Below are 22,957 nucleotides of genomic sequence, written 5' to 3' on the forward strand. Positions count from 1 at the left end.
TGGTGCTCCACGATTGCGCGGGTCCCCGCGGCCCCGTGAGGGTGAGGAGCGAACGCCCGTCACCGGTCCCGCAGAGGTGGCCGGCACGTGGACTTGGGGGAGACGGTTGCTCAGCTCATCGCGGACCACACGCCCCGGTAAGGCCGGCCCGGCCGACCGGATACCGGTGGCGGTGCATGCTCCGGACCCGATCCTGCGCGAGGGGGTGCTGAGCCAGTTGCGCCGGTACCCGGAGGTCGAACTCCGGGAGGAGAGCGAATCGGGGCCCGGCACGGTGGCACTGCTCGTCGACGACGTGCTCGACGAGTCCGCGCTGGCCCGGCTGCGCCGGCTGGTGCGCAGTGAGGGGGCGCGGGCGGTGCTCGTGGTCAGATCGCTGCGGGAGGCCGAGCTCCTCGACGTGATCGAGTGCGGGGTGGGCGCCATCGTGTGGCGCCACGAGGCCACCGCGACCCGTCTGGTGCAGGCCGTCCTCGCGGCGGCCCGCGGCGACGGCGACCTGCCCGCCGACCTGCTCGGCCGGCTGATCAACCAGGTGGGAACACTGCACCGCAGCGCGGCCGGGCGCTCGGGCGCGCCCGCCTCGGGACTGACCCCGCGCGAGGTGGACGTACTGCGGCTGGTCGCCGAGGGTTTCGACACCGGAGAGATCGCCAGCAAGCTCTCCTACTCCGAACGGACCGTCAAGAACGTGATGCACGGGCTGACCACCCGGCTGCATCTGCGCAACCGGGCGCACGCCGTGGCGCATGCCCTGCGGGAAGGCTACATCTGACCGAACGGGCATGCGGTAGTGGCCCCTTGGGCCCTCCGGTCTGCCCCGCGGCCGTCCCCGGCGTGCCTGCGGGGACAGCCGTCCCTGAGGGCAGGATCGGTCACGGCGGCAGGCGGACGGGCGAGGCCGGGCACGGCAGGGCGGGAGCACGACGGTGATCCACGAGGTGGACGAGGTCCTCAAGACCCTGCTCGAAGGTGGCGCGCTGGCCGGTTCCGGTATCGACGTCGTCTTCGACGCCCCCACCCGCGACTGGGCCGCCCGCCGCAACGCGCCCACGATCAACGCCTATCTGTACGACATCCGGGAGGACGTGGGCCGCCGCCAGCGCGGGCACATCGCGGTCCGCGACGAGCGCGAGGTGGTCGTCAAGCGCCGCCAGCCGCCGCGCTGGTTCCGGCTGTCCTACCTGGTGACGGCGTGGACCAAGCAGCCCCAGGACGAACACCGGCTGCTGTCCGCGGTGCTGGCCACCCTGATCCCGCGCGAGCTGCTCCCACCGTCCGAACTGCCGGGCGCGCTGGGTGCGTTGGGCATGACGGTGCCGTTGTCGGTGGCCGGCATCCAGACCGAGTCGCGGTCCCTGGCGGAGATCTGGTCCGCGCTCGGCGGTGAACTGAAGCCGTCCCTGGACCTGGTGGTCACCGCTCCCTTCCCGGCCTACCCCGAGTACGACGCCGGTCCGCCGGTCACCGAGGGCGCGGCGGTCCGGGTACGCGCCCTGGACGGCACCCCGGCCGGGGCGGAGGAGCGCGCGCACCGTCCCCGGCAGGTGGCGGCGGCCCGGGCCGCCCGGAAGGCGGCGATGCGTCGCGGTGGGGCGGGCCGCGCGCAGTGATCACCTGGACCCCGGTGCACGACGTGACCGCGTCCGACCCGGCCACCCCGCTCCTCGCCCGGCTCGCCGCGCTCCGCGAGCGGGTCGCGCTGCTGGTCGAGCACCGCTCCGCCGACGACCCCACCGCCGCCGACCCCCTGCGCGGCCTGTACCTGTCGGAGGAGGCGGTACGGCATCTGCTGCGGCCGGCGGGACCGCTGCCGCCCGTACCGCCGCCCGGTCCCGCCGGGCCGCCGGACGACCGGCTGGCTGCCCTGTCCGCCCGGCTCGGCCTGACCGAACTCGACGCCACTCTCCTGCTCGTCGCCCTCGCCCCCGACCTGGACCGCACCTTCGAGCCGCTGTACGGCTACCTCAACGACGACGTCAGCAGGCGGCGGGCCACCGTCGCGCTCACCCTCGACCTGTGCGGGATCCCCGCCCACTCGGCGGCCGCCCGGGCCCGGCTGCATCCGACGGCACCGTTGCCCGCGCTCGGGCTGCTCATGGTGGAGGAGCCCGAACGCCCCTTCCTCGGGCGCTCGTTGCGGGTACCGGACCGGGTCGTGGCGCATCTGCTCGGTGACGACACCCCCGACGCCGCGCTGGCCGGACAGCTGCACCCGATGCCCGCCGCTCCGGCGCCGCACGCCGAAGACGCGGAAGGCGAGGGGGACTTCATCCTCGTCGTGCGCCGGCTGGCCGCCCGGCTCGTCGGCGGTGCCCCGCTCACCGCCTACCTCCGCGAGGGACGCGAGGGCGACGGGCTCGCGTGTGCTGCCGCCGCGCTGCGCTCGGCGGACGTCCCCGCCCTGCGGTTCTCGGGCCCCACGGAGCGGGTGCCCGAGCTGCTGCGGGAGGCCCGGCTGGCCGGGTGCGCGGTCGTCGTGACCGGGCTGCCGGACCAACCCGACCCGCTGGTACGGGAGTTGGCGGCGGCGCCGGACGTCACCGTCCTGGTCGCCGGGCCCCGGCCCTACGACCCCCACTGGTGCGACCACGACCCTCTCGTCCTGGAGGTGCCCCGGCGGCCGGCGGGGGCGGTGCGGGCCTGGTCCGCGGCGCTCGGTGAAGAGCCCGGCTTCGACCTCGCGGCCGTGGTCGCCCCGTACCACCTGTCCGAGGAGGGCATCGCCCGCGCGGCCCGCGCCGCCCAGGGCCTCGCCGGTTTCGACGGTGCCCCGCTCTCCCCCGCCCACCTGCGCCTGGCCGCCCGCCAGCAGTCCGCCTCCGGCCTCGAACGGCACGCCCGCCGGATCCGTCCCGCCGTCGACTGGTCCGACCTCGTCCTGCCCGACCGCCCGCTGACCCAGCTGCGGGAACTCGCCCTGCGCGCCCGGCACAGGGACCGGGTCCTCGGCGACTGGCGGCTCAGCGCGGGCGGCGGCCGAGGCCGGGGCGTGCTCGGGCTGTTCGCGGGCGAGTCCGGCACCGGCAAGACGCTCTCCGCGGAAGTGGTCGCGGCCGAACTGGGCCTGGACCTCTACGTGGTCCAGTTGTCGTCCGTGGTCGACAAGTACGTCGGCGAGACCGAGAAGAACCTCGAGCGCATCTTCACCGAGGCCGACCGCACCGACGCCGTGCTCCTGTTCGACGAGGCCGACGCGGTGTTCGGCAAGCGCTCCGAGGTGAAGGACTCGCACGACCGGTACGCCAACATGGAGAGCGCCTACCTGCTGCAGCGCCTGGAGTCCTTCGACGGCATCGCCCTGCTCACCACCAACCTGCGCGCCAACATCGACGAGGCGTTCACCCGGCGACTCGACCTGGTGGTCGACTTCCCCTTCCCCGACGCCGGGCAGCGCCTGGCCCTGTGGCGGCACAGCCTGTCCCACGTGCCGAGCGCCGACGACATCGGACTCGGCGCGGTGGCCGCCGACTTCGAGCTGGCCGGCGGTTCCATCCGCAGCGCCGTGGTGACCGCCGCCTACCTCGCGGCCGGCCGTGACGGCCTCGTCGGCACCGCCGACCTCCTGGAGGGCGCCCGCCGCGAGTACCGCAAGGCGGGACGGCTGCTGCCCGGCGAGGGCACCTGGTAGCGGCCCGCCGGACGACGCCGGCCCGGAACAGCCGAAGGATCCCCGTTCCCGGGCCCGCCGCGCCCGCGGCGGGCCCGGTGCCGTACCGGTCTCACACCGTCAGCTTGATCGCTTCCACGAAACGGGAGTTGTCGAAGTGGCCGGCGGTGTTGAGGTCGGGGCGTGCGTTGTTGCAGCTCTGGCCGTCCCAGTCCTGGCCGCTGATCTTGACCACGCTGCAGGCCTGTCCCGAGCCGACGTTCCACACGAACGTCACCATGTACGGGTCGTTCTTCCTGGTGCTGCCGATGTAGTTGTCCTTGCCGTCGGCGACGACGGCCGTCCAGCTCGGCTTCCACTTGCCCTGGCCGTTGGTCGACTGGGGGTCGTACACCATGGCGGTGCCGGCGGAACCCTGGACGCCGTATACCGCGACGTTGAGTGCCTTGACGGCCTTGCCCTGTCCGACCGTGCCGGTGACCGTGCCGTCGCACACCGGCTTCTGCCAGCCGTCGCCCTGGACGAAGGCCCGGTAGCAGACGTGCCGCCCGCCGGGGTCGTGCGCCGCCAGCCGGTGCACGGCGGTCGCCGCCGTGTCCGCCTTGGGTCTGGCCGTCACCGTGGCCTTGGCGCCGCCCCCGCCTCCGCCGCCGGCCCCGCCCGCCTTGGCGTCGGCGCCGGTTCCGGCGGCGGGCGGTGCGCTGGTCATGGTGGGGGCGGGCGGCAGTGCCGGCGCCGAGCTCGCCGAGGGGCTGGGCGCGAGGGTGGTGCCGGCTTCGGCGACCTTCTCGGTGGCGCCGGTGCCCACGTTGGGCTTGTAGGCGATCCACAGCATCACGAAGGTGACCGCGAGTGCCGTGACCACGCCGAAGAAGGTGGCCAGCCAGCGCGGCAGGAAGCCCCGCTGGACATAGGTGCCCTCGACGGGCATCGGCTCCGCCCCGGACCGCAGTACGGACAGCGTGTACGGCCGCTGCTCCTTCGCCCCGAACCAGATGATCCTCCGCGGTTTCAGCGTCGTCCTCACGAACGCCGCCCGGCCGGGCTCGATCTGCACGTTGCTCGGGTGGATGTCGTACGACAGCTGGTCGCCGTTGTCGCTGCCGTTGACCGAGGCGGTGAGCCTGGTGTTGCCGAGGTTGTCGACGGCGAGGCGGGGCCGTCCCCGGAACCGGCCCTTCACCGTGGGCGGCACCAGTTCCGCCCGCACCTCGGTGAACGGGGTGATGGTGAGGTTGCCCTCCGGGACGGTCGTCGCCTCCGGATGCTCGGTCGGCGTGATCCGCACCGCGTACGGGTTGGGACCGGCGGTGGCGTCCGGGGTGCGCGGTGGGGCGAACGTCAGCTCCACCGTCCCCGTCGTCCCCGGGTACAGCCGCAGCGTCGGCGGCTCCACCGTCGTCCACGGAGCGATCGGCCCCACCGGTTCGAATCGGTACTCGTCGACCACGTCACCGGTGTTGCGCAGCCGCAGCCGCACGCGTGTGCTGCCACCCGGATCCACCGTCGCGGAGGCCGGTTCCAGAGAAGTCCACAGGCTCACGCCACGACGCTAGTGCGGGCGCGGTGCGGGTGGCAGCGGACGCGTGGGCAGTCTTCACCGGCCCAAGGGCCGGGGCGTTGCCCTCGCGGGCATCCTCCGGCGCTTCTCAGGTCCGCGGCGCCCGTGTTCCGGTGGCCGTGAGGATGAACTGTGCGTAAGAGTCCGCGTTCATCAGGGCGCGCCTGCCCATGGCGTACCAGTTCGGCTGCTTCGCCGGGGAGGGCTCGTCCTTGCCGGTGTAGGTGCCCGGGTCGCGGACGGCACGCTTGCCGAGCATCGCCGCGTCCCGCGCCGCCGCCTGGTCCGGCATGACCGTGGCGAGTTCCGCCTCGTAGCCTTCCTCCTCCAGCTCCTGGTCGTACGGGCTGTACTGGTAGTCCAGGGTGCCGGCGAACCGGTGCGTGGCCTCGTGGATGATGTACCAGGCGTTCTGGCCCTTCTCCGTCAGGTTGATCGGGCCGGAGCGCCCCACGTCCATGGTGGGAAGCTCCTCGCTCTTCTGCTGGTTCGGGTTGAGCACGCGGTTCGCGATGTCGCGTGCGCTGGGGGCGACCCAGCCGGCGACGTCGCTCGGGGTGCCGGTTCCCGCGCCGACCAGGGCGATCTCCGCGCCCCCCGAGTTCAGGCCGGCCTGGATGCGGCGCACGACCTCGGTGATCCGGGGCAGGAAGGTCGCGATCTGCTGGGGTGTCGCGCTGCGGAAGGCGGGGAAGCCCGACCGGAGCCCGGCCAGCAGCGGGCCGCCGGGGTTGCCGCCCGCCGCCTGCAGCATGGCCAGCACCGACGCGATCTTCTCCTTGGCCTCGACGACCGCCCGGCGGGTCCGGGACTCCACACCCGGGTAGTCACGGTCGGGAATGGTGCCCTTCTTTGAGAACGTGACGTTCGCACTGCTGTGGTGCTGCCGGGTCACGTCGTCGTACCGGTCGCCGGGACGCGGTGTGACACCGGCGCCGATGCCCAGTTGGGCGGAGGTGCGGATGTCGGCGGGGTTGGTCTCGTTCTGCCAGCGGACCTGGGCGCCGCCGGTGAGCGGGTCCTGGAAACTGGAGCCGGGTACGAACTCCCAGGCGGTGCGCTGGATCATCGGCGTGGCGTGCCCACCCCGGGCCGTGGGTCCGGCCGCGGTCTCCGCCCCGGGGGCGCGGATCGGCTGGACGGGCACCGGACCACTCATCACCCGGCGGGCTTTCTCCACCGCGTGCCGTTCGCCCGAGTCGCTCTCCTCGGACATGCGCACCCCGAAGCCGGTGTCCGTGCCGGGCACGGGGCCCGCCATCTGGTCCTCGACATGGGTGAGTTCGTGCGCCCAGTCCTCCTTGGTCATGGCACCGGCGACCACCACGTTGTTCCCCGAGGTGTACGCCTTCGCCTGCAGTTCCACCGCCGACTCCCGTGCCAGCGCGCCCGTGTGCACGCGCACATGACTGAAGTCGGCGCCCCCGAACCGGGCTTCCATCTCCCGCTGGATGGCCGGGTCCATGCTCTGCCCGGGGGAGTCGAGCACCTTGTGCACCAGGGCACGGCGCTGCACCGACGGCACATGCCCGCAGCCCGCGTCGTGCTCGTGCCGTCCCTCCGCCACCGCACGCGCCACCGCCGCGTTGCCCGCGGTGCGCTGCAGGGCGATCAGTCCGGCGGCGGTGCTGCTCACGGGAGCACGCGAGGTGACCGGGCCGGCCGGCAGCCGGGGAGCCGCGATCGGGGTGGTCTGCTTGCGGTCCTCCGGTACGTGCATGAACTACCTCTCGGCCCTGCGGTGACGACGTCTGCCCGCCCGGCATCTCACCGGCTGCGAGTACTGGGCTTCACCTACGGGTACGGGCCGGGATCGGTGTGGGCAAGGGCCGCGAGGGCAATTCCGGGGGCACTCCCGGGTCGGAGCTGCCCCAACGGGCACGTCCGCGGGCAACGGCGGTGCCCTCGGGAGGGAACCGCTGGCCGTTTCCCGGGATGCCGCGCGCGCGTGAGGCTGGGGGCGTTCCTGTCTCGTACCCCGAGGAGAGCAGAGCATGCCGTCCTACCTGTCGCCCGGCGTCTACGTCGAGGAGGTGGCCAGCGGCTCGCGTCCCATCGAGGGAGTGGGCACGTCGGTCGCGGCCTTCGTGGGGCTCGCGCCGACCGGTCCGCTGAACGAGCCGACGCTGGTGACCAACTGGAGCCAGTACGTCGCGTCGTTCGGCGAGTTCACCGAGGGGTACTACCTCGCGCACTCCGTCTACGGCTTCTTCAACAACGGCGGATCGGCCGCCTACGTGGTCCGGGTCGGCGGCTCCGCCGAGGGCGCGCCCGTCAACGGCACGGCCGGCACCGCCCCCGCCGCCGTGACCGGCTCCCCGGCCCCCGCCGAGCTGCCGGCGGCCGAGCCGAGGCAGCTCGGCACGTTCACCGTGACGGCCATCGCGCCGGGCAGCGGCGGCTCGCTCAGCGTCGAGGTCGCCGACCCGGAGGGCGAGGGGCCGGCCGAGCGGTTCAGACTGATCGTCAAGGACGGCGACAAGCCCGTCGAGAGCTTCGACGTGACCGCCAAGAAGGGCGGCCGCAACTACGTCGTCACCCAGGTCAAGGAGCGCTCCAAGCTCATCACCGTCACCGAGGCCGCACCGGCCGCGCAGCTGGCCCGCCCGGACAACCAGACCGTGACCCTCCCCGCCCCGGCCGCCGCTCCCGCCGTACCGTCGTCGGCCGCGCCGGACGAGTCGCACCCCGGCCCGGCGACCTACCTCGGCGACTCCGCCGACCGCACCGGCTTCGGCGGCCTGGAGGCGATCGACGAGGTCTCGATGGTCGCGGTGCCCGACCTGATGGCCGCCTACCAGCGTGGCGCGATCGACCTGGAGGCCGTCAAGGCGGTCCAGCTCGGCCTGATCGCGCACTGCGAGCTGATGGGCGACCGCGTAGCGATCATCGACCCGCCGCCGAGCATGAACGCGCGTCAGATCCGTGTCTGGCGGCAGGAGACGGCCGGTTACGACTCCAAGTACGCGGCTCTGTACTACCCGTGGATCAAGACCTTCGACCCGGCGAGCGGCCAGTCCCGGCTGGTCCCGCCGAGCGGCCACGTCGCCGGTGTCTGGGCCCGCAACGACTCCGAGCGCGGCGTCCACAAGGCGCCCGCCAACGAGGTGGTGCGCGGCGCGGTCGACCTGGAGATCCAGATCACCCGTGGCGAGCAGGACCTGCTCAACCCGATCGGCGTCAACTGCATCCGTGCCTTCCCCGGCCGCGGCATCCGGGTGTGGGGCGCGCGCACGCTGTCCTCCGACCCGGCCTGGCGCTACCTGAACATCCGCCGGTACTTCAACTACCTGGAGGAGTCGATCCTCATCGGCACCCAGTGGGTGGTGTTCGAACCGAACGACCACGCCCTGTGGGCCCGTATCCGGCGCAACATCTCGGCGTTCCTGGTCAACGAGTGGCGCAGCGGCGCCCTGTTCGGCCAGCGGCCCGAGGAGGCGTACTACGTCAAGTGCGACGAGGAGACCAACCCGCCGGAGTCGGTCGACGTCGGCCGGGTGGTGTGCGAGATCGGCATCGCGCCGGTCAAGCCCGCCGAGTTCGTGATCTTCCGGCTGGCGCAGTTCTCCAGCGGCAGCGGGGAGCTGGAGGAGTAGGGCTCCCCCGCCCCCCTTCGTCTCTCTTTCGGACGCCTTTCCCAGTAGGACCCTCACAAGGACAACGGACACATGAGTCTCCAGCCGGGTGACGCCCTCACCTCACACAATTTCGGCCTGCAGATCGACGGCGTGATGGTCGAGTACCTGGCCGAGGTCAGCGGCCTCAGCATCGAGCAGGACGTCATCACCTACCAGCAGAACACCCCCAACGGCCAGAACGTGGTGAAGAACCTGCCGGGTGTGAAGAAGAACGGCACCTGCACGGTGGTCCGCGGTATGACCCAGTCGGCCTCGTTCACCCAGTGGATCAACGAGTCCATCGCGGGCCAGATGACGACGGCCCGGAAGAACGCCTCGATCATCATGATGGACTTCCAGAACAACCCGGTGAAGCGCTACCACCTGCGCAACGCCTGGTGCAGCAAGATCGACGCGAGCACGGTGAAGGCCGGTGAGGCGTCCGCCCTCACCGAGACGGTGACCATCGCGTTCGAAGAACTGGTCATCGAGTAATGCGGCGTACGGCTGCCAGGTCCGGCGGCGCCGTCTCCTACTCCGGCGCGGAGGCGCCGGGGGCGGAGGCGGGTGCGGGTGCGGTCGCGGGTGCGCAGGCGCAGGGGCCGGAGTCGCTGCCGGCCCCCGCCCCGGGACCCGCTCCCGCGCAGCAACAGGAGTCCCTGCGTACCGAGTTCCCCTTCCAGCTGCCGCGCGGGTACGTCGACGAGTCCGGCACGGTCCACCGGGACGGGGTCATGCGCCTGTCGACGGCCCGGGACGAGCTCGTCCCGCTGCGCGACGTGCGGGTGCAGGAGAACCCGGCGTTCCTGTCGGTGGTGCTGCTGGGCCGGGTCATCACCCGGCTCGGCACGCTGCCCATGGTCCACGACGGCATCGTGGAGAACATGTTCGCCTCCGACCTGGCCTTCCTGCAGGACTTCTACCGCCAGATCAACGCGGAGGGCCACACCCGCGCCGCCGTGCGGTGCCCGCACTGCGCGGAGCCGTTCGAAGTGGAACTCGGCGGGAGCCGCCTGGGGGAATCGTGACGTACGCGACCGACCGGCTGCACGAGGAGATCGCGTACGTCGCCTACCACTTCCACTGGAGCCTGGAGGAGATCCTGGACCTGGAACACCAGGACCGCCGCCGTTACACGGACCAGATCGCGTCCCTGGTGACGCGGGCCGGGGCGGAGGGCTGAGCGGTGGGTTTCCTGGACCGGTTCCGCACGCGGGTGCCTGCCGGCGGCTCTTCGGCAGGGGGGTCGTCGACTGACGGCCCGTCTGCGGACGGCTCGTCTGCGGATGGATCGTCTGCGCATGGCTCGTCCGCTGACGGCTCGACCGCTGGCGGATCGTCCACTGCGGAGTCCGCGGGTGGTGCCGTACGGACGGGCGGGCGTCCGGTGGTGGCCGCATCGTGGCCGGGGCTGCCGCCGATCCAGCGGGCCATGGCCCCGAGCCCGGCCGGGGTCGCCGACGCCCGGTTCGGAGGACGGCTGCCGACGTGGCAGAACCCGTCGTTCATGGGCGCGGCGTCCCCTGCGGTGCTGGACGGACGGTCGAGCGCGCTGCTCGGCGGCACGTTCCGCTCGTCATCGGCACGACCGGTGTCCGGCCTGGAACACCCGGCCGGGGCCCTGCCGTTGTCCGGCCCTGCCGAGCAGCCGACGGTGCGGCGCGCTCCGGTGGTACCGCTGCGGCTTCTTCCGCCGCGGGTGCCGGGGGACACGGGCGAGGGCCCGGGTACGGCTGCTTCCCCGCTCGCACCGGCTCGCACCGGGGCGAGCGCGCCGAGCGGGCCGGTCGTTCCGGGCGCGCGCGTCGCCGCGTCCGGGTCCACGTCGGCTGCGGGCGGGACTGCCGCGTTCTCCGCGCCGCCGTCGGGCGGTGCGGACGGGCAGGCGCCCTCGGTACAGCGGGCGAGCACCGGTGGTTCGGTGCCGGCCTCACCAACCCCGGCCCCCGCCGCCACGGTTGCCGGTCCGTACGTCCCCGTGGTGTCGCCCGAGCCGCCGTCGGCCCCTGCGGTGACCGCGCCGCTCCCCGTCTCCGGGCTCCGGGTGACGCCTGTCCCGGCGGGCTCCTCACCCCGGCCGACGTCCCTCACGCGGGCGCGGACCGGGGCCGCAGCGGTTCAGCGGCGCACGCTGCCGGTGACACGGCGGCTTCCCCTGCCCACGGGGGGCACGGCATCGCGCAGCCCGAGGACCGAGGAGACGGCCGGACCACCCGCCGCCCCGGCGGAGAGCGGCCCGGACGGCGCGGCCCACCTCCCCGAGACCGGGCCGACCGTCCAGCGCCGCCACTCCGCCCACGACGCGGCGGCGACAGGGAGGACGAGCGGGTCATCCGCGACACCGAGCCACAGCGGCCCGGCCCGTACCACCCCCCGCGCCGAGACCGGACCCACCGTCCGGCGACTCGACACGACCCCGGCGAGCGACCCGGCACCGACGCCTACACCGGCGCCGATGCCGACGTATGACGCAAGCACGGCACCCAGCACATCGACGCACGCCGGAGCGGCACCGAAGACGAGCGGGTCACCCGCGGCAGCGGCGGACAGCAGCCCGGCCGGTACGGCCCACCACGCCGGAACCGGACCCTCCGTCCAGCGACTCCGCACCACCCCAGGGAGCAACGCGGCACCCGCACCGACGGCGGCGAGGAAGACAAACAGCTCACCCGCGACAGCCGCGGACAACAGCCCGACCGGTACGGCCCACCGCCCCGAAACAGGGCCCACCGTCCAGCGACGCCACTCCACTCCCGCGAGCACCCCGGCCACCACACCGACGCCCACGCCCACCCCTACGCCGGACGCACGCACGGCACCCCCCGCATCAACGCACACCGAAGCTCACCGCACCGCAGCAAACGCCACCCCCAGCCCGACGGCGGCGAGGAAGACAAACAGCTCACCCGCGACAGCCGCGGACAACAGCCCGACCGGTACGGCCCACCGCCCCGAAACAGGGCCCACCGTCCAGCGACGCCACTCCACTCCCGCGAGCACCCCGGCCACCACACCGACGCCCACGCCCACCCCTACGCCGGACGCACGCACGGCACCCCCCGCATCAACGCACACCGAAGCTCACCGCACCGCAGCAAACGCCACCCCCGGCCCGACGGCGACGAGGAAGACAAACAGCTCACCCGCGACAGCCGCGGACAACAGCCCGACCGGTACGGCCCACGGCCGCGCCGCGGCCGACGGTGGGCCCGTGCAGCGATCACTGACCGGATCCGCAACCACCCCCGCCGACAACCCCGTTCGAGCGGAGGCTCCGTCCGCTCCCTCCACTCCTGCCGCTCCTGCCGCTCCTGCCACTCCCCCAGCTCCGCACACCCCGGCGGCAGGTCCCGGTGAGCCGTCTCCCGTCCTCCAGCGGTCGGCGGCCAACGCCTCCCGGCCCGCGTCGGCGGCCCCCGGCAGCGGCGGCCCCGGGCGTACCCATGACACCCGTCCCGGCGGGGCGCCGCCCGGCGTCCAGCGACAGCCGACCACCGGCTCGCCCCGTCCGCACCCCGCGACAGCCGACCCCGCTCGGGTATCGGGCGGACTGGGGCGTCCCCTGGCTGCCCGTCCGGCCCCCTCCGCCGGCACGGACGCCCCCCGGCAGCGGTCGGTGACGGATGCACCGGGTGCCGCGCTCCCCCCGAGCACGCCGCCGCCCCCGCCTGCCACGACCGACCCTGCACCCGCACCGGCCGCCCCGGCGCAGGCCGCCGTGACCACGCCTCCCGTCCAGCGAGTGACGGCCCGAACCGTCACCGGGCCGGCCCAGCGTTCCGCCGACTCCATGCGGCCCCCGGTCGGGCAAGCCCCGGGCCCCGGACGCCCGACCACCACGTCCCGTGCCACCACCCCGGCCGGGGCACCGCCGGGCGTGACACAGCCCGTGCAGCGAAGCGCGGCCCGCCGCGCACCCCGTCCGGGGCTGGGCGCACCGCTCTCCATATCGCCCGCCACCTCGACGGACCTCCCCGCCCCGCCGGGCACAACCGTCCCGCGCGGGCTCCCGGCCGCCCCCACCCCCGTCATCCAGCGAACCACCGGACACACCCCACCCACCGGCACAACGCCCCTCGGCGCCCCCACCACCGCGCCCACCCCCGTCATCCAACGGACCACCGGACACGCCCCGTCCGCCGACGCGACGCCTCCAGGCGCCCCCGTCGCTCCCCCGCCCGCCACCACCCTCACGACGCCCCTCGACGCCCCCCAACCCACCAACACCCTCGCGGCTCCCCCGGCGTCCTCGCGCCCCTCGACGCCCCCCAGCACCACCCCGGTCCAGCGCTCGGCGATCCCCACCCGGCCCATCCACCCGGGCGGCGCCCCGCACCCGGCAGCCCCGCACCCGGCAGCCCCTTTCCCGGCAGCACCCCTCCCGGTAGCCCCGCTCACGCCGCCTCCGCCACCCGGCGCCGCCGCGCCCACCACCGCGGTCGCGTCCCTCCCCGTCGCCCAGCGTCTCGGGTGGAGGACGAGGAAGCCGGCCAAGAACCCGGCCACCGGCGCCCTCGCTGCCGCGGCGGCGGCAACCGTCGCCGACACGCTGTCCGGGCCGCCCACCACCCGCCGGGCCGAGGCCCCACCACCCCCGTACACGCCCCACGCCTCCGCCGGCTCCCCGCCCCCGTACACCCCGTCCCCCGGCGAACCGCCCCCGCCCGAGTACGCGGCCATCCCGCCGGGCGCCTTCGACCCGAGGGAGCTGACCGACTTCCAGCTGGACGAACTCGTGCACCGGATCATCGGCCGCATCACGCGGCTGATCCGCACCGAACTCCGTCTGGACCGCGAGCGGATCGGCAGACTCCGCGATCCCCGCCGCTGACCGCGCACCACATCCGACTCCTCGGCTCCTCGACTCCCCGCCGCATCCACCACGTCCACCACCCGCCACGTCCGCCACCTACCAGGAACGACAGAAAGGCCCCCCGCGATGTCCCGCCAGGACCCGGGCTCCACCATCTGGTTCAGCCTCAGCATCGACGGCGAGAGCCTCGGCTACTTCAACGGATGCGAGGGGCTGTCGTCGCAGGTGGAGGTCGAGCACCGCCAGGAGGGCGGCAACAACGGCTTCGTATGGCAGCTGCCGACCCGTGTCACCTTCTCCACCATCCGGCTGACCCGGCCGCTCACCCCGGACACCACCAAGGTGGCCAAGTGGATCTCCTCCGTGCAGACCGGGATCAAGCGGCCCACCGCCCAGATCGCGGCCCTGCGCGCGGACGGGTCCGAAGTGGCCCGCTGGGGGCTGATCGACGTGCTGCCGGTGAGCTGGACCGGTCCCACCCTCGACCCCGGCAACCCGGCCGTGGCGACCGAGGTCCTGGAGATCGCCCACCACGGGTTCACGGACTGACGGACTGAACGGACTGAGGGGACGGACCAGCATGGCCAAGGGCAGCAGGGGCGGCGCCGGAAAGAGCCTCGTACGCGCGACGCTCGCCATCCACGAGCCCCCCGTCGGCGGCAGCACGACTCCCGGCGGGATCATCAAGACGTTCGGCTTCGACTTCAACCCGGCGCAGCTGTCGCTGACCCGGCACGCCGAGTGGAAGACCACCCCGGCGCAGATCGAGCGGGACGGCTCCCTGCCGGAGTTCATGGGGTCCCGCCCGCGGGAGATGAGCGTGGAGATCTTCCTCGACTCCTCCGACGAGCCGACCAGCAACACCGTGCTGAAGAAGGTCGAGTCGCTGCTCGACTGCTGTGAGGTGACGACGAAGAGCATCGCGGCCAAACAGCCGTCGCCCCCCTGGGTGGTGCTCCAGTGGGGGTCCTTCTCCACCGCCCGGTTCACGGCGTACGTCAGCTCCGTGGAGGCCACCTACACGCTGTTCGGGACGACCGGCGTGCCCATCCGGGCCACCTGCCGGCTGCAACTGCACGAGATCCCGAGCCGGACGAAGGGGCAGAACCCGACCTCGGGCGCGCTCACCGCGCAGCGCGTGCACCGGGTCGTGGCGGGCGACTCGCTGCAGTCGCTGGCCTGGCGGGAGTACGGCGACGCGGCCGCCTGGCGGGCCATCGCCGAGGCCAACGGCATCGACGATCCCGCGCACCTGCCGGCCGGCACCGAACTCGTGCTGCCCGCCGCCGAGGAGGTGCGTGCCTGATGGTGCGGTACGCGTTCTCCAACGTCATCGATGTGCGGATCGGCGGGGCGAAACTGCCGCCCGAGTTCGCCCGCACGCTCGTCGACAGCTACGTCGACCAGGGCGTCGGCGTGCCGGCCGCGTTCCGGCTGACCTTCCGCGACCCCTACCGGCTGCTCCTCGGCAAACTGGGCGTCACCTTCGGCACCCCGGTGGTCCTGGCCCCGGTCGCCGACGGGCAGGGGGCCTCCGATCCGCTGCTGACCGGCGAGGTCACCGCCCTGGAGGCCGACTACGACGGCACCGGCACCTTCACCGTCGTACGCGGCTACGACTTCGGGCACCGCCTGCTGCGCCAGCGCCGGGTGGCCGCCTACCGCAACCAGAGCGCCTCCGACATCGCCCGGAAGCTGGCCGCCCAGGACGGGGTGCCGGTCGGGCGGATCGAGTCGACGAGGACCGTCTACGAGTTCATCAGCCAGTCCAACGTCACCGACTGGGACTTCCTCGCGCGGCTCGCCGACGAGAACGAGATGGTGATGTCGGTCGACGCCGACGGCAGGTTCCAGTTCGTGAAGCCCAAGTCGGCCTCCGGCGCTCCCTCGCCGAGCACCGACGGCGACAAGAGCCCGTTCGTGCTCCAGGCCGGGCACGACATCCTGCGGCTGCGGGCCGCGGTCACGGCCGCCGACCAGGTCGCCAAGGTCGAGTCGCGCGGATGGGACGTGACGACGAAGAAGAAGCTCACCGCCACCGCGCCCGCGGCCGCCAACCCCGGTATCGGCATCGGGACCACGCCGGGCGCCGCGGCGGGGAAGTTCAAGACGGCCAAGCTGGTCGACACGGGCACGCCCTACGACAAGCAGAACGAGGTGAAGTTCGCCGCCGACGCCCTCGCCGACGACGTCACCTCCTCCTTCGCCGAGCTGGAGGTCGTCGCGCGCGGAAATCCCAAGCTGCGGCCGGGGGTTCCGGTGGCGCTCGCGGACGTGGGCAAGCCGTTCGAGGGCAAGTACACCGTCACCTCCGTGCGGCACGTCTTCGGCGACGGCAAGCACTACGAGGCATGGGTGACGGTCAGCGGCCGGCAGTGGCGTTCGCTGTACGGGCTCAGCTCCGGCGGCACCGACACCGCGCCCCGGCTGCCCAGCGTGGCCAACGCCCTGGTCACCGACGTCAACGACCCGCTCAAGCAGGGGCGGGTCCGGTTGCAGTTCCCGTGGCTGGACGACACCTACGTCAGCGACTGGACGCGGACCGTGCAGCTGGGCGGCCTCGGCGGCGGCGGCATCTTCCCGATGGACGTCAACGACGAGGTGCTGGTCGCCTTCGACCGGGGTGCGCTCGACCATCCGTTCGTGATCGGCGGGCTCTACAACGGCAAGGACAGGCCGACCGTGGTCGGTGACGTGCCGCTGCACGACACCGTGCGGAAGAAGGCGAGCCGGCACACCGTCTCCGACCGGGACGGCAACCGGATGGACCTGCTCAGTCAGAAGACCGGCGGGCGCAAGCAGGGCGTGCGGCTGGTGTCCGGTGACAAGCAGCTCACCGTCTTCCTGGACCGGACGAAGACCGAGATCGTCGTGGACAGCAAAGGCGACGTCACCATCAAGGGCAGCCGGTCGGTGTCGGTCGAGGCCGGCACCGACCTCACGCTGAGCGCGCGGCGCAGGCTGACCATCAAGAGCGGGGGCCCGCTCAACATCGAGGGCGCCGGCCTGGTCAACGTGAAGGCCGCCGGCGAGATCGGGGTGAACGCCGCGGGGGCCCTGAACCTGAGCGCCGTGGGCATCGCGAGCCTCACCGGCGACGCCACCGTGCAGATCAACTCACTGGTCAACACGACGATCAAGGCGCCGACCACCCTGGTCGGGTCCGCCACGTTCGGTGTCACCACCATCCCCGTGCCGATGGTGATCCCGTGACCGGCTCCGTGGCCCCGGAACGCGGGGGGTGCTCCTGATGGCCGAGCAGTTCGTCGGCTCCGGCTGGTCGTTCCCGCTGCGCATCGGGCCGACCGGCGGGATCGCCCTGGTCAGCGGGGAGCGGGAGATCGAGGAGGCGATCCGGCTGGTGCTGTCCACCGCGCCGGGCGAGCGGCCGATGCGGCCGGACTTCGGCTGCGCGATCCACGACCTGGTGTTCGCGCCGGTCAACGAGCAGACCGCGGGCCGTATCCAGCACGAGGTGTACGCCAGCCTGGACCGCTGGGAGCCGCGCATCGAGGTCGACGACGTCGAGGTCTCGGCCGGCACCGACCAGAGCGTGCTCTTCATCGACGTCCGCTACTCGATCCGCGGCACCAACAACCCGCGCAGCCTGGTCTTCCCGTTCTACGTCATTCCGTCCCACGACGAGCCGGACGGCACCTCCCCGGCTCCGGAAAGCGACCGCTGATGGCCCTGCCCTCCCCCAACCTCGACGACCGCCGCTTCCAGCAGTTCGTCGACGACGCCAAGCGCTACATCCAGCAGCGCGCCCCGGAGTGGACCGACCACAACGTGTCCGACCCCGGCGTCACCCTCGTCGAGACGGTCGCGCACATGGCCGACCAGATCGTCTACCGGCTCAACCGGGTGCCGGAGAAGAACCACCTGGCGTTCCTGGACCTGGTGGGGATCACCCTGTTCCCGCCGTCCGCCGCCCGTACGGACGTGACGTTCTGGCTGTCGGCGCCGCAGGAGGAGCCGGTCGCGGTGCCGGTCGGCACCGAGGTGGCCACCATGCGCACCGAGACCGAGGAGGCGGTGGTCTTCGCCACCGAGCGCGAAGTGACCGTGGTCCCCTGCGAGTTGCGTCATCTGCTGGTGCAGCACACCGGCGGCCCCGCGGTGGAGCGGACGCACGAACTCACCGGGGACGACAAGGACCTGCTGTGCTTCTCGGAGTCCCCCGACCCCGGCGACTGCATGCTGCTCGGCCTGACCGCGGCCGTGCCGCACTGCGCGCTCGCCCTCGACCTGGACAGCCGGGTGGACGGAGTCGGCGTGGACCCGCGGCAGCCGCCGCTGGTGTGGGAGGCGTGGACCGCCGACGGCTGGCAGCCCTGCGAGGTCGACCGGGACGGCACGGGCGGCCTCAACCGCCCCGGTGAGGTGGTCCTGCACGTCCCCGGCGGGCACGTCCTGTCCCGCAACGCCGGGCAGGAGGCGGGCTGGATCCGCTGCCGGGTCACCGAACCGCTCCCCGGGCAGCCCTTCTACACCACCTCCCCCACCGTCCGGGCCGCCGAGGCCTTCACGATCGGCGGCACCACCTCCGCCGTCCACGCGGAGACCGTGTACGACGAGGCGCTCGGCGAGTCCACCGGGCTGCCCGGGCAGCGGCTGCGGCTGGCGCACGCCCCCGTGGTCGGCGACGACCCGCCACTGCTGCTGCAGACCGCCGAGCACGAGGGCTGGGTGGACTGGCGGGTGGTGCCGAACTTCGCCGCGTCCGGCCCGTACGACCGGCACATCACGCTCGACGCCACCACCGGCGAGATCGCCTTCGGGCCGGCCGTGCGCGAACCCGACGGCTCACTGCGCCAGTACGGCACGGTCGCCCCCAAGGGCGCCCCGATCCGGGCCCGCCGCTACCGCACCGGCGGCGGCCGCGCGGGCAACGTGGCCCGGGGCGCCGTACAGATCCTGCGCACCTCCATCCCGTACGTCTCCGAGGTCGTCAACCGTGAGGCGGCGCGCGGCGGGGTCGACGGGGAGACGGTGGAGGAGGCGAAGGTCCGCGCGCCGATCACCCTGCGCGCCCAGGAACGGGCGGTCACCTTGCGCGACTACGAGGAACTGGCCCGCCGCGCCGCCCCGGAGACCGCGCGCATCACCTGCCTGGAGGGCGAGGAGAGCGAGCACGGCGCGTACGCGGTGCGGGTCCTGGTCGTGCCCCAGGCGGTACCGGACCCGGGCGGCCGGCTGCGCTTCGAGCAACTGGTGCCCGGGGACGCCCTGCTGGACCGCATCACCCGGCACCTGGACGAACGGCGGCTGATCGGGACCCGGCTGGCGGTCGGGCCGCCGTACTACCAGGGTGTGACGGTGGTGGCCACGGTGCACGCCTTCCGCGGCGCCGACACCGACCGGGTGCGGCGGGAGGCGCACGACGCGCTCTACCGGCACCTGGACCCGCTGACCGGGGGCGCGGACGGGAAGGGCTGGCCGTTCGGGCGGCCCGTGCAGGCCGGCGAGGTGTTCGCGGTGCTGCAGCGCGTCCCGGGCGTGGAGCTGGTCGATCAGGTGGTGTTGCACCCCGCCGACCCGCTGACCGGCAAACGCGGGGACGCGACGGACCGTATCGACCTGTCTCCGCCCTCGCTGGTGTTCTCCTTCGACCACCGTGTCCGGGTGATCGGGGACGGATCCTGATGAGGGGCTCCATCGACGGTCTCGGCTCCTCCGCGCCGATCGGCATGATGCTGCCCGCCGTGTTCGCCGACGACGACCTCGCGCAGCGGTTCGTCGGCGGGCTGGACGAGGTCATCGCGCCGATCCACAGCGTGCTGGACTGCCTCGACACCTACTTCCGGCCGTCCCTCGCGCCGCTCGACTTCGCCCGCTGGCTCGGCGGCTGGGTCGGCGCGGAGACCGACGGCACCGAACCCGAACCGCTGCTGCGGGCCGCCGTGGCCGCCGCCGCGCATCTGCACCGCATCCGCGGCACCCGTCGCGGGCTGGCCGAGGCGGTGCGGCTGGCGTTCGGCGTGGAGCCGGAGATCAGCGAGAGCGGGGGTGCCGAATGGAGCGCCCGCCCGCTCGGCCCGGTCCCCGGCGAGAGCCGCCCCCGGCTGCACGTCCATCTGCGGCTGCCCGACCCCACCCCGGCGGACCAGCACCGGCTGGACACCCTGGTGGCCGCCGCCCGCCCCGCCCACATGCCGTACACGGTCCAGGTGACCGCCGCGGACACCGCCCCACCCGCCGAGAGGAACCCCGAGAGATGACGACCACCCAGAACTGCGCCGAATGCGGCACCCGCGCGGAACCGGGCCAGTCGTTCTGCGACGCCTGCGGGGCGGTGCTCGGCTGGACCGACCGGGCCGGCGCCCGGGTGACGAGCGGCGCCGCGGCGGCGTCGGCCGACGGGCCCGGACCCCGCTCCGGCGACGCCGCCGCGGACGGTTCCGGCAACGCCGTGCCGACCCGGACCGGCCCGACGGCCGTCTCCGCCGACGAGACGGCGGACGGCCCGGGGAACGACCCGGCGGACGAACCGGCACCGGCGCGGCCCACCGCGTCCTCGGCCGCACCGGCCGCCCCCGGCCCGGCGACCGCCACCCCGGCCGACACGGGCTCCGACGGCCGCGGCCCCGGCGGCCCCGGCTGGGACGCCTTCTCCCGTCGGGACGGCGGCACCGGGCTGGCGCGCACCCCACGCGACCTGCTGGGCTCGGCCGCGGCGACCGGCGCGGCGGCCACCGCCCCGGACGGCCACGACGACGGCGCGACCGACGCCGACGCTCCGCCCCAGGCCCCTGACACCGCTGCCGCACCCGCCGCCTCCGCCCGGGAGGAGACCGCGCCCACCGAACCCGTCCCCGCCGCGCCCCGCACGTCGGCCCCCGCGGATCCGGACGGCCTGACCGACCGCGCCCGCCGGCTCCTCGTACCCGTGTCCGACCCGGAGCCACGTCCCACCGCGTCCCCCTCCGTCGCCCCGGTGCTGCCCGGCCGCCCGGCCCCCCAGCGCCCCCAGGCAGTCCGCGCCCCGGGCGAGGAACTCGGCGCGGACGGCGGCATCCCGTGCCCCTGGTGCGCCACGCGGAACCGGCCCGAGCGGCACTACTGCGCCCGGTGCGCGATGCCCATGGCCGGGGACGGGCAGGCCCAGGGCCGGCTGCCCTGGTGGCGGCGGCTGCTGCGCTCCGGCGACCGGGAGGCACCGTGGGCGGGCGACCGCCCCAGGTTGCGCCGTGCCTTCGACCGCGTCCTCGGCTGGCTCGGCGCGGCGCTCGTGCTCACCCTGCTGGTCGTACTGGTCGTCAACATCCCCAAGGGCGTCCAGGCGACCCGCGACCACTTCTCCAAGCGTGCCCCGGTCGCCCCGGACAGGGTCACGGCGTCCCGCTCCTACCCCGGCCACAAGCCCGAGTTGGCCTTCGACAAGCTCAACAACACCTGGTGGGGGCCGGGGGTGTCCGAGTCCGGCCAGGGCCAGTGGATCGAGGCGCGCTTCGACCAGCCGACCCGGCTCCTCGACCTGCTCGTCACGCCGGGCATGTCGACCCACGCCGACCAGCTCTCCAAGTCCGCGCTCCCGCACCGCCTGGAGGCCCGGGTCACGCTCGCCGACGGCAGGCCCAGGACCGTGGACCTCACCCTCGACCAGGGCGCGGGCGCCCAGCGCCGAGCCTTCCGCGTCGGCGAGGTCACCGCGGTCCGCTTCACCCTGGACTCCGCCTACCAGCCGTCCGCGAGCAAGCAGGTGGCCATCGCGGAGATCGAGTTCTTCGGCCCGTCGCACGGCAACTGAAGGCTCCCGACCCGGGCGGCAGTTGTGGTTCGATGCTCAGATGCCTCGCGAGGAGATACTTGTCGAGCGGCTCGGCGAAGCAGGTTACGCCGTGGAAGAGGTGGAAGAGGCCGGCGGAGGAGTGGTCGCCGTCGCGGGTCTGATCACTCTTCAGGACGGCACTCGGGTGTTCGCGAAGACCCTGCTCGGACCGGATACGGACGTGTTCACGGTCGAATCCGCCGGCCTGTCCGAGCTCCGCGCTCATGGAGGGGCGAACACGCCGGACGTGTTGTGCGTCTCGCCCCGGCTGCTCGTCCTCGAAAGAATGCAGCCGCGCCGGGACGACGAAGACTTCTGGGAACAGCTGGCTCACATGGTCGCCGCCCTGCACACGTCCACCGTCACCGATCGGTTCGGCTGGCACCGCGACGGCTGGCTGGGCCGAATGCGCCAGCACAACGCCTGGGAGGCGGACGGCCACGCGTTCTTCGCCGAACGGCGCGTCCTGCGCTGGTTACCGGAACCACTGGTCGAGGCCGCGTTCGACCGCGAAGACCGCCGAGCCCTGGAACGGCTTTGCTCATCCCTGCCCGAACTGGTTCCGCCCCAGCCGCCCTGTCTGACCCACGGCGACCTGTGGCGGGAGAACATCGTCGCCACCGGTGACGGCGCTCCCGTGCTCATCGATCCCGCGGTGTCCTACACCTGGCCGGAGGTCGACCTCAGCATGCTGTGGTGCTCACCGCGCCCGGCCGCCGCAGAGCGGTTCTTCACCGCGTACCGGGAGATCGCCGGGCTCCATGACGGCTGGAAGGAGCGAATGCCGCTCCTCCATCTTCGCGAACTCCTCAGCACGATCGCGCACGGTGACGACGACTGGGGCGCTGCCGAGGCAGTGCGGGAGATCGTGAGGCCGTTCAGCCGACAAGCCCGGCGTCCCGCGCCAGGAGGGCCGCTTGGACCCGGTTGGTGACTTCCAGCGCCGCCAGTATGCGGCTGACATGTGCTTCGACGGTGCTTTCACGCATGGCCGGCCGGGTCGCGATGTCCGCATTGGTGTCTCCCTGGGCCAGCAGGGCAAGAACGTCGCGCTCGCGAGGAGTGAGACGGTCGAGCAGCCCCTGAGCCGCAGCGGCCCGGGGCCGGCTGGTGGCGTGACAGCGGTCGATGAGGCGACGGGCCGCGGCCGGATGGAGGATGGCTGATCCGTCGGCCACAAGGTGGACGGCGCGCAGTATCTCGGCTGGGTCGGTGTCCTTGAGCAGGAATCCGTCGGCACCGGCGGTGAGGGAGTCGTAGACGTACTCGTCCGGATCGAAGGTGGTCAGGCGATCACCTCGGGAGGATGCGGAAGCGCCCGAAGCCGTGCCGTGGCGGTGATGCCGTCCATGTGGGGCATGCGCACGTCCACCAGAGCGACGTCCACACGGTGGGCGGTGGCCTGCGCGACGGCCTGCAGGCCGTCGGAGGCCTGTGCGACCACGGTGATGTTCTCGTCCGTGCCGAGCAGGTCGGCCAGGCCGAGGCGGACGAGAGCGTCGTCGTCGACGATCATGGCTCGGATCATGCGTTGACCAGTCCGGTACAGGTCCGGCCGGCCCGGCCGCTGACGGTGCTGTACACA

At 73.4% G+C, this 22,957-nt stretch carries 19 protein-coding genes and 1 pseudogene; 16 read left to right on the forward strand and 4 right to left on the reverse strand.

Annotated elements, in window-relative coordinates:
• Positions 1 to 106 precede the first annotated feature (106 nt).
• The 3 genes from ACWC21_RS13370 (at position 107) to ACWC21_RS13380 (ending at position 3,631) form a co-directional block, all read left to right on the forward strand.
• A complete protein-coding gene (locus tag ACWC21_RS13370; RefSeq protein WP_450881173.1) occupies positions 107 to 775 on the forward strand; it encodes a helix-turn-helix transcriptional regulator in 669 nt (222 codons plus the stop codon).
• Between the two features lie 154 nt (positions 776 to 929).
• Positions 930 to 1,613 carry a DUF4255 domain-containing protein gene (locus tag ACWC21_RS13375; protein WP_450881175.1) on the forward strand — a complete coding sequence of 228 codons (684 nt, stop codon included), beginning with the start codon at positions 930 to 932 and terminating at the stop codon, positions 1,611 to 1,613.
• Positions 1,610 to 3,631 (forward strand): ATP-binding protein, encoded by a 2,022-nt coding sequence (locus ACWC21_RS13380; protein ID WP_450881177.1) that lies wholly within the window; start codon positions 1,610 to 1,612, stop codon positions 3,629 to 3,631. The genes ACWC21_RS13375 and ACWC21_RS13380 overlap by 4 nt, the downstream gene beginning before the upstream one ends.
• 91 nt (positions 3,632 to 3,722) lie before the next feature.
• Here the strand turns inward: ACWC21_RS13380 and ACWC21_RS13385 are convergent, their stop codons facing one another.
• Together ACWC21_RS13385 and ACWC21_RS13390 are read right to left on the reverse strand one after the other, a co-directional pair.
• Positions 3,723 to 5,153 carry a hydrolase gene (locus ACWC21_RS13385; protein ID WP_450881179.1) on the reverse strand — a complete coding sequence of 477 codons (1,431 nt, stop codon included), beginning with the start codon at positions 5,151 to 5,153 and terminating at the stop codon, positions 3,723 to 3,725.
• A 106-nt stretch (positions 5,154 to 5,259) separates the two neighbouring features.
• The gene (locus ACWC21_RS13390) at positions 5,260 to 6,891 is read right to left on the reverse strand and encodes an eCIS core domain-containing protein (protein WP_450881181.1); all 1,632 of its coding nucleotides are present in this window, start codon (positions 6,889 to 6,891) and stop codon (positions 5,260 to 5,262) included.
• A gap of 274 nt (positions 6,892 to 7,165) precedes the next feature.
• Between ACWC21_RS13390 and ACWC21_RS13395 the strand changes: the two genes are divergently transcribed.
• From ACWC21_RS13395 to ACWC21_RS13410, 4 genes are all read left to right on the forward strand, one after another.
• A complete protein-coding gene (locus ACWC21_RS13395) occupies positions 7,166 to 8,767 on the forward strand; it encodes a phage tail sheath family protein (protein ID WP_450881183.1) in 1,602 nt (533 codons plus the stop codon).
• A gap of 72 nt (positions 8,768 to 8,839) precedes the next feature.
• On the forward strand, positions 8,840 to 9,283 hold the full coding sequence (locus tag ACWC21_RS13400) for a phage tail protein (protein ID WP_450881185.1): 444 nt from the start codon (positions 8,840 to 8,842) through the stop codon (positions 9,281 to 9,283).
• The gene (locus ACWC21_RS13405) at positions 9,283 to 9,816 is read left to right on the forward strand and encodes a hypothetical protein (protein WP_450881187.1); all 534 of its coding nucleotides are present in this window, start codon (positions 9,283 to 9,285) and stop codon (positions 9,814 to 9,816) included. Before ACWC21_RS13400 ends, ACWC21_RS13405 begins: the two co-directional genes overlap by 1 nt.
• Positions 9,813 to 9,971, forward strand: coding sequence for a DUF6760 family protein (locus tag ACWC21_RS13410; protein WP_167359181.1), 159 nt, complete (start codon positions 9,813 to 9,815; stop codon positions 9,969 to 9,971). Before ACWC21_RS13405 ends, ACWC21_RS13410 begins: the two co-directional genes overlap by 4 nt.
• A gap of 935 nt (positions 9,972 to 10,906) precedes the next feature.
• On the opposite strand, the gene ACWC21_RS13415 is transcribed toward ACWC21_RS13410, so the two are convergent.
• The gene (locus ACWC21_RS13415; protein WP_450881190.1) at positions 10,907 to 11,575 is read right to left on the reverse strand and encodes a hypothetical protein; all 669 of its coding nucleotides are present in this window, start codon (positions 11,573 to 11,575) and stop codon (positions 10,907 to 10,909) included.
• A 955-nt stretch (positions 11,576 to 12,530) separates the two neighbouring features.
• Here ACWC21_RS13415 and ACWC21_RS13420 point away from each other — a divergent pair.
• The 9 genes from ACWC21_RS13420 (at position 12,531) to ACWC21_RS13460 (ending at position 22,306) form a co-directional block, all read left to right on the forward strand.
• Positions 12,531 to 13,619, forward strand: coding sequence for a hypothetical protein (locus ACWC21_RS13420; protein ID WP_450881192.1), 1,089 nt, complete (start codon positions 12,531 to 12,533; stop codon positions 13,617 to 13,619).
• 108 nt (positions 13,620 to 13,727) lie between these two features.
• Positions 13,728 to 14,150 (forward strand): phage tail protein, encoded by a 423-nt coding sequence (locus tag ACWC21_RS13425; RefSeq protein WP_355928903.1) that lies wholly within the window; start codon positions 13,728 to 13,730, stop codon positions 14,148 to 14,150.
• 31 nt (positions 14,151 to 14,181) lie between these two features.
• The gene (locus ACWC21_RS13430; protein WP_450881194.1) at positions 14,182 to 14,907 is read left to right on the forward strand and encodes a CIS tube protein; all 726 of its coding nucleotides are present in this window, start codon (positions 14,182 to 14,184) and stop codon (positions 14,905 to 14,907) included.
• On the forward strand, positions 14,907 to 16,814 hold the full coding sequence (locus tag ACWC21_RS13435) for a VgrG-related protein (RefSeq protein ID WP_450881196.1): 1,908 nt from the start codon (positions 14,907 to 14,909) through the stop codon (positions 16,812 to 16,814). Before ACWC21_RS13430 ends, ACWC21_RS13435 begins: the two co-directional genes overlap by 1 nt.
• 37 nt (positions 16,815 to 16,851) lie before the next feature.
• Positions 16,852 to 17,286, forward strand: a complete 435-nt coding sequence (locus ACWC21_RS13440; RefSeq protein ID WP_450881198.1) for a GPW/gp25 family protein — start codon at positions 16,852 to 16,854, stop codon at positions 17,284 to 17,286.
• On the forward strand, positions 17,286 to 19,247 hold the full coding sequence (locus ACWC21_RS13445) for a putative baseplate assembly protein (RefSeq protein WP_450881200.1): 1,962 nt from the start codon (positions 17,286 to 17,288) through the stop codon (positions 19,245 to 19,247). The genes ACWC21_RS13440 and ACWC21_RS13445 overlap by 1 nt, the downstream gene beginning before the upstream one ends.
• Complete coding sequence (locus ACWC21_RS13450) at positions 19,247 to 19,822, forward strand: phage tail protein (protein ID WP_450881202.1); 576 nt, start codon at positions 19,247 to 19,249, stop codon at positions 19,820 to 19,822. Before ACWC21_RS13445 ends, ACWC21_RS13450 begins: the two co-directional genes overlap by 1 nt.
• Entirely contained in the window at positions 19,819 to 21,351 is a 1,533-nt protein-coding gene (locus ACWC21_RS13455; protein WP_450881204.1) for an NADase-type glycan-binding domain-containing protein, read from the forward strand. The genes ACWC21_RS13450 and ACWC21_RS13455 overlap by 4 nt, the downstream gene beginning before the upstream one ends.
• A gap of 40 nt (positions 21,352 to 21,391) precedes the next feature.
• Positions 21,392 to 22,306 carry a fructosamine kinase family protein gene (locus ACWC21_RS13460; protein ID WP_450881206.1) on the forward strand — a complete coding sequence of 305 codons (915 nt, stop codon included), beginning with the start codon at positions 21,392 to 21,394 and terminating at the stop codon, positions 22,304 to 22,306.
• Here the strand turns inward: ACWC21_RS13460 and ACWC21_RS13465 are convergent.
• A pseudogene (locus ACWC21_RS13465) lies at positions 22,251 to 22,900 on the reverse strand (response regulator). The gene ACWC21_RS13460 and the pseudogene ACWC21_RS13465 sit on opposite strands and share 56 nt — an antisense overlap.
• Between the last annotated feature and the right edge of the window lie 57 nt (positions 22,901 to 22,957).

Source organism: Streptomyces sp. NPDC001348, from assembly GCF_053597535.1.

What these genes read in the sequence shown, in the direction of transcription:
- ACWC21_RS13460 (WP_450881206.1), top strand. Translation starts at nt 21,392, where the DNA reads ATGCCTCGCGAGGAGATACTTGTCGAGCGGCTCGGCGAAGCAGGTTAC.
- ACWC21_RS13450 (WP_450881202.1), top strand. Translation starts at nt 19,247, where the DNA reads ATGAGGGGCTCCATCGACGGTCTCGGCTCCTCCGCGCCGATCGGCATG.
- ACWC21_RS13435 (WP_450881196.1), top strand. Translation starts at nt 14,907, where the DNA reads ATGGTGCGGTACGCGTTCTCCAACGTCATCGATGTGCGGATCGGCGGG.
- ACWC21_RS13425 (WP_355928903.1), top strand. Translation starts at nt 13,728, where the DNA reads ATGTCCCGCCAGGACCCGGGCTCCACCATCTGGTTCAGCCTCAGCATC.
- ACWC21_RS13405 (WP_450881187.1), top strand. Translation starts at nt 9,283, where the DNA reads ATGCGGCGTACGGCTGCCAGGTCCGGCGGCGCCGTCTCCTACTCCGGC.
- ACWC21_RS13430 (WP_450881194.1), top strand. Translation starts at nt 14,182, where the DNA reads ATGGCCAAGGGCAGCAGGGGCGGCGCCGGAAAGAGCCTCGTACGCGCG.
- ACWC21_RS13390 (WP_450881181.1), bottom strand. Translation starts at nt 6,891, where the DNA reads ATGCACGTACCGGAGGACCGCAAGCAGACCACCCCGATCGCGGCTCCC.
- ACWC21_RS13455 (WP_450881204.1), top strand. Translation starts at nt 19,819, where the DNA reads ATGACGACCACCCAGAACTGCGCCGAATGCGGCACCCGCGCGGAACCG.
- ACWC21_RS13400 (WP_450881185.1), top strand. Translation starts at nt 8,840, where the DNA reads ATGAGTCTCCAGCCGGGTGACGCCCTCACCTCACACAATTTCGGCCTG.
- ACWC21_RS13395 (WP_450881183.1), top strand. Translation starts at nt 7,166, where the DNA reads ATGCCGTCCTACCTGTCGCCCGGCGTCTACGTCGAGGAGGTGGCCAGC.
- ACWC21_RS13440 (WP_450881198.1), top strand. Translation starts at nt 16,852, where the DNA reads ATGGCCGAGCAGTTCGTCGGCTCCGGCTGGTCGTTCCCGCTGCGCATC.
- ACWC21_RS13445 (WP_450881200.1), top strand. Translation starts at nt 17,286, where the DNA reads ATGGCCCTGCCCTCCCCCAACCTCGACGACCGCCGCTTCCAGCAGTTC.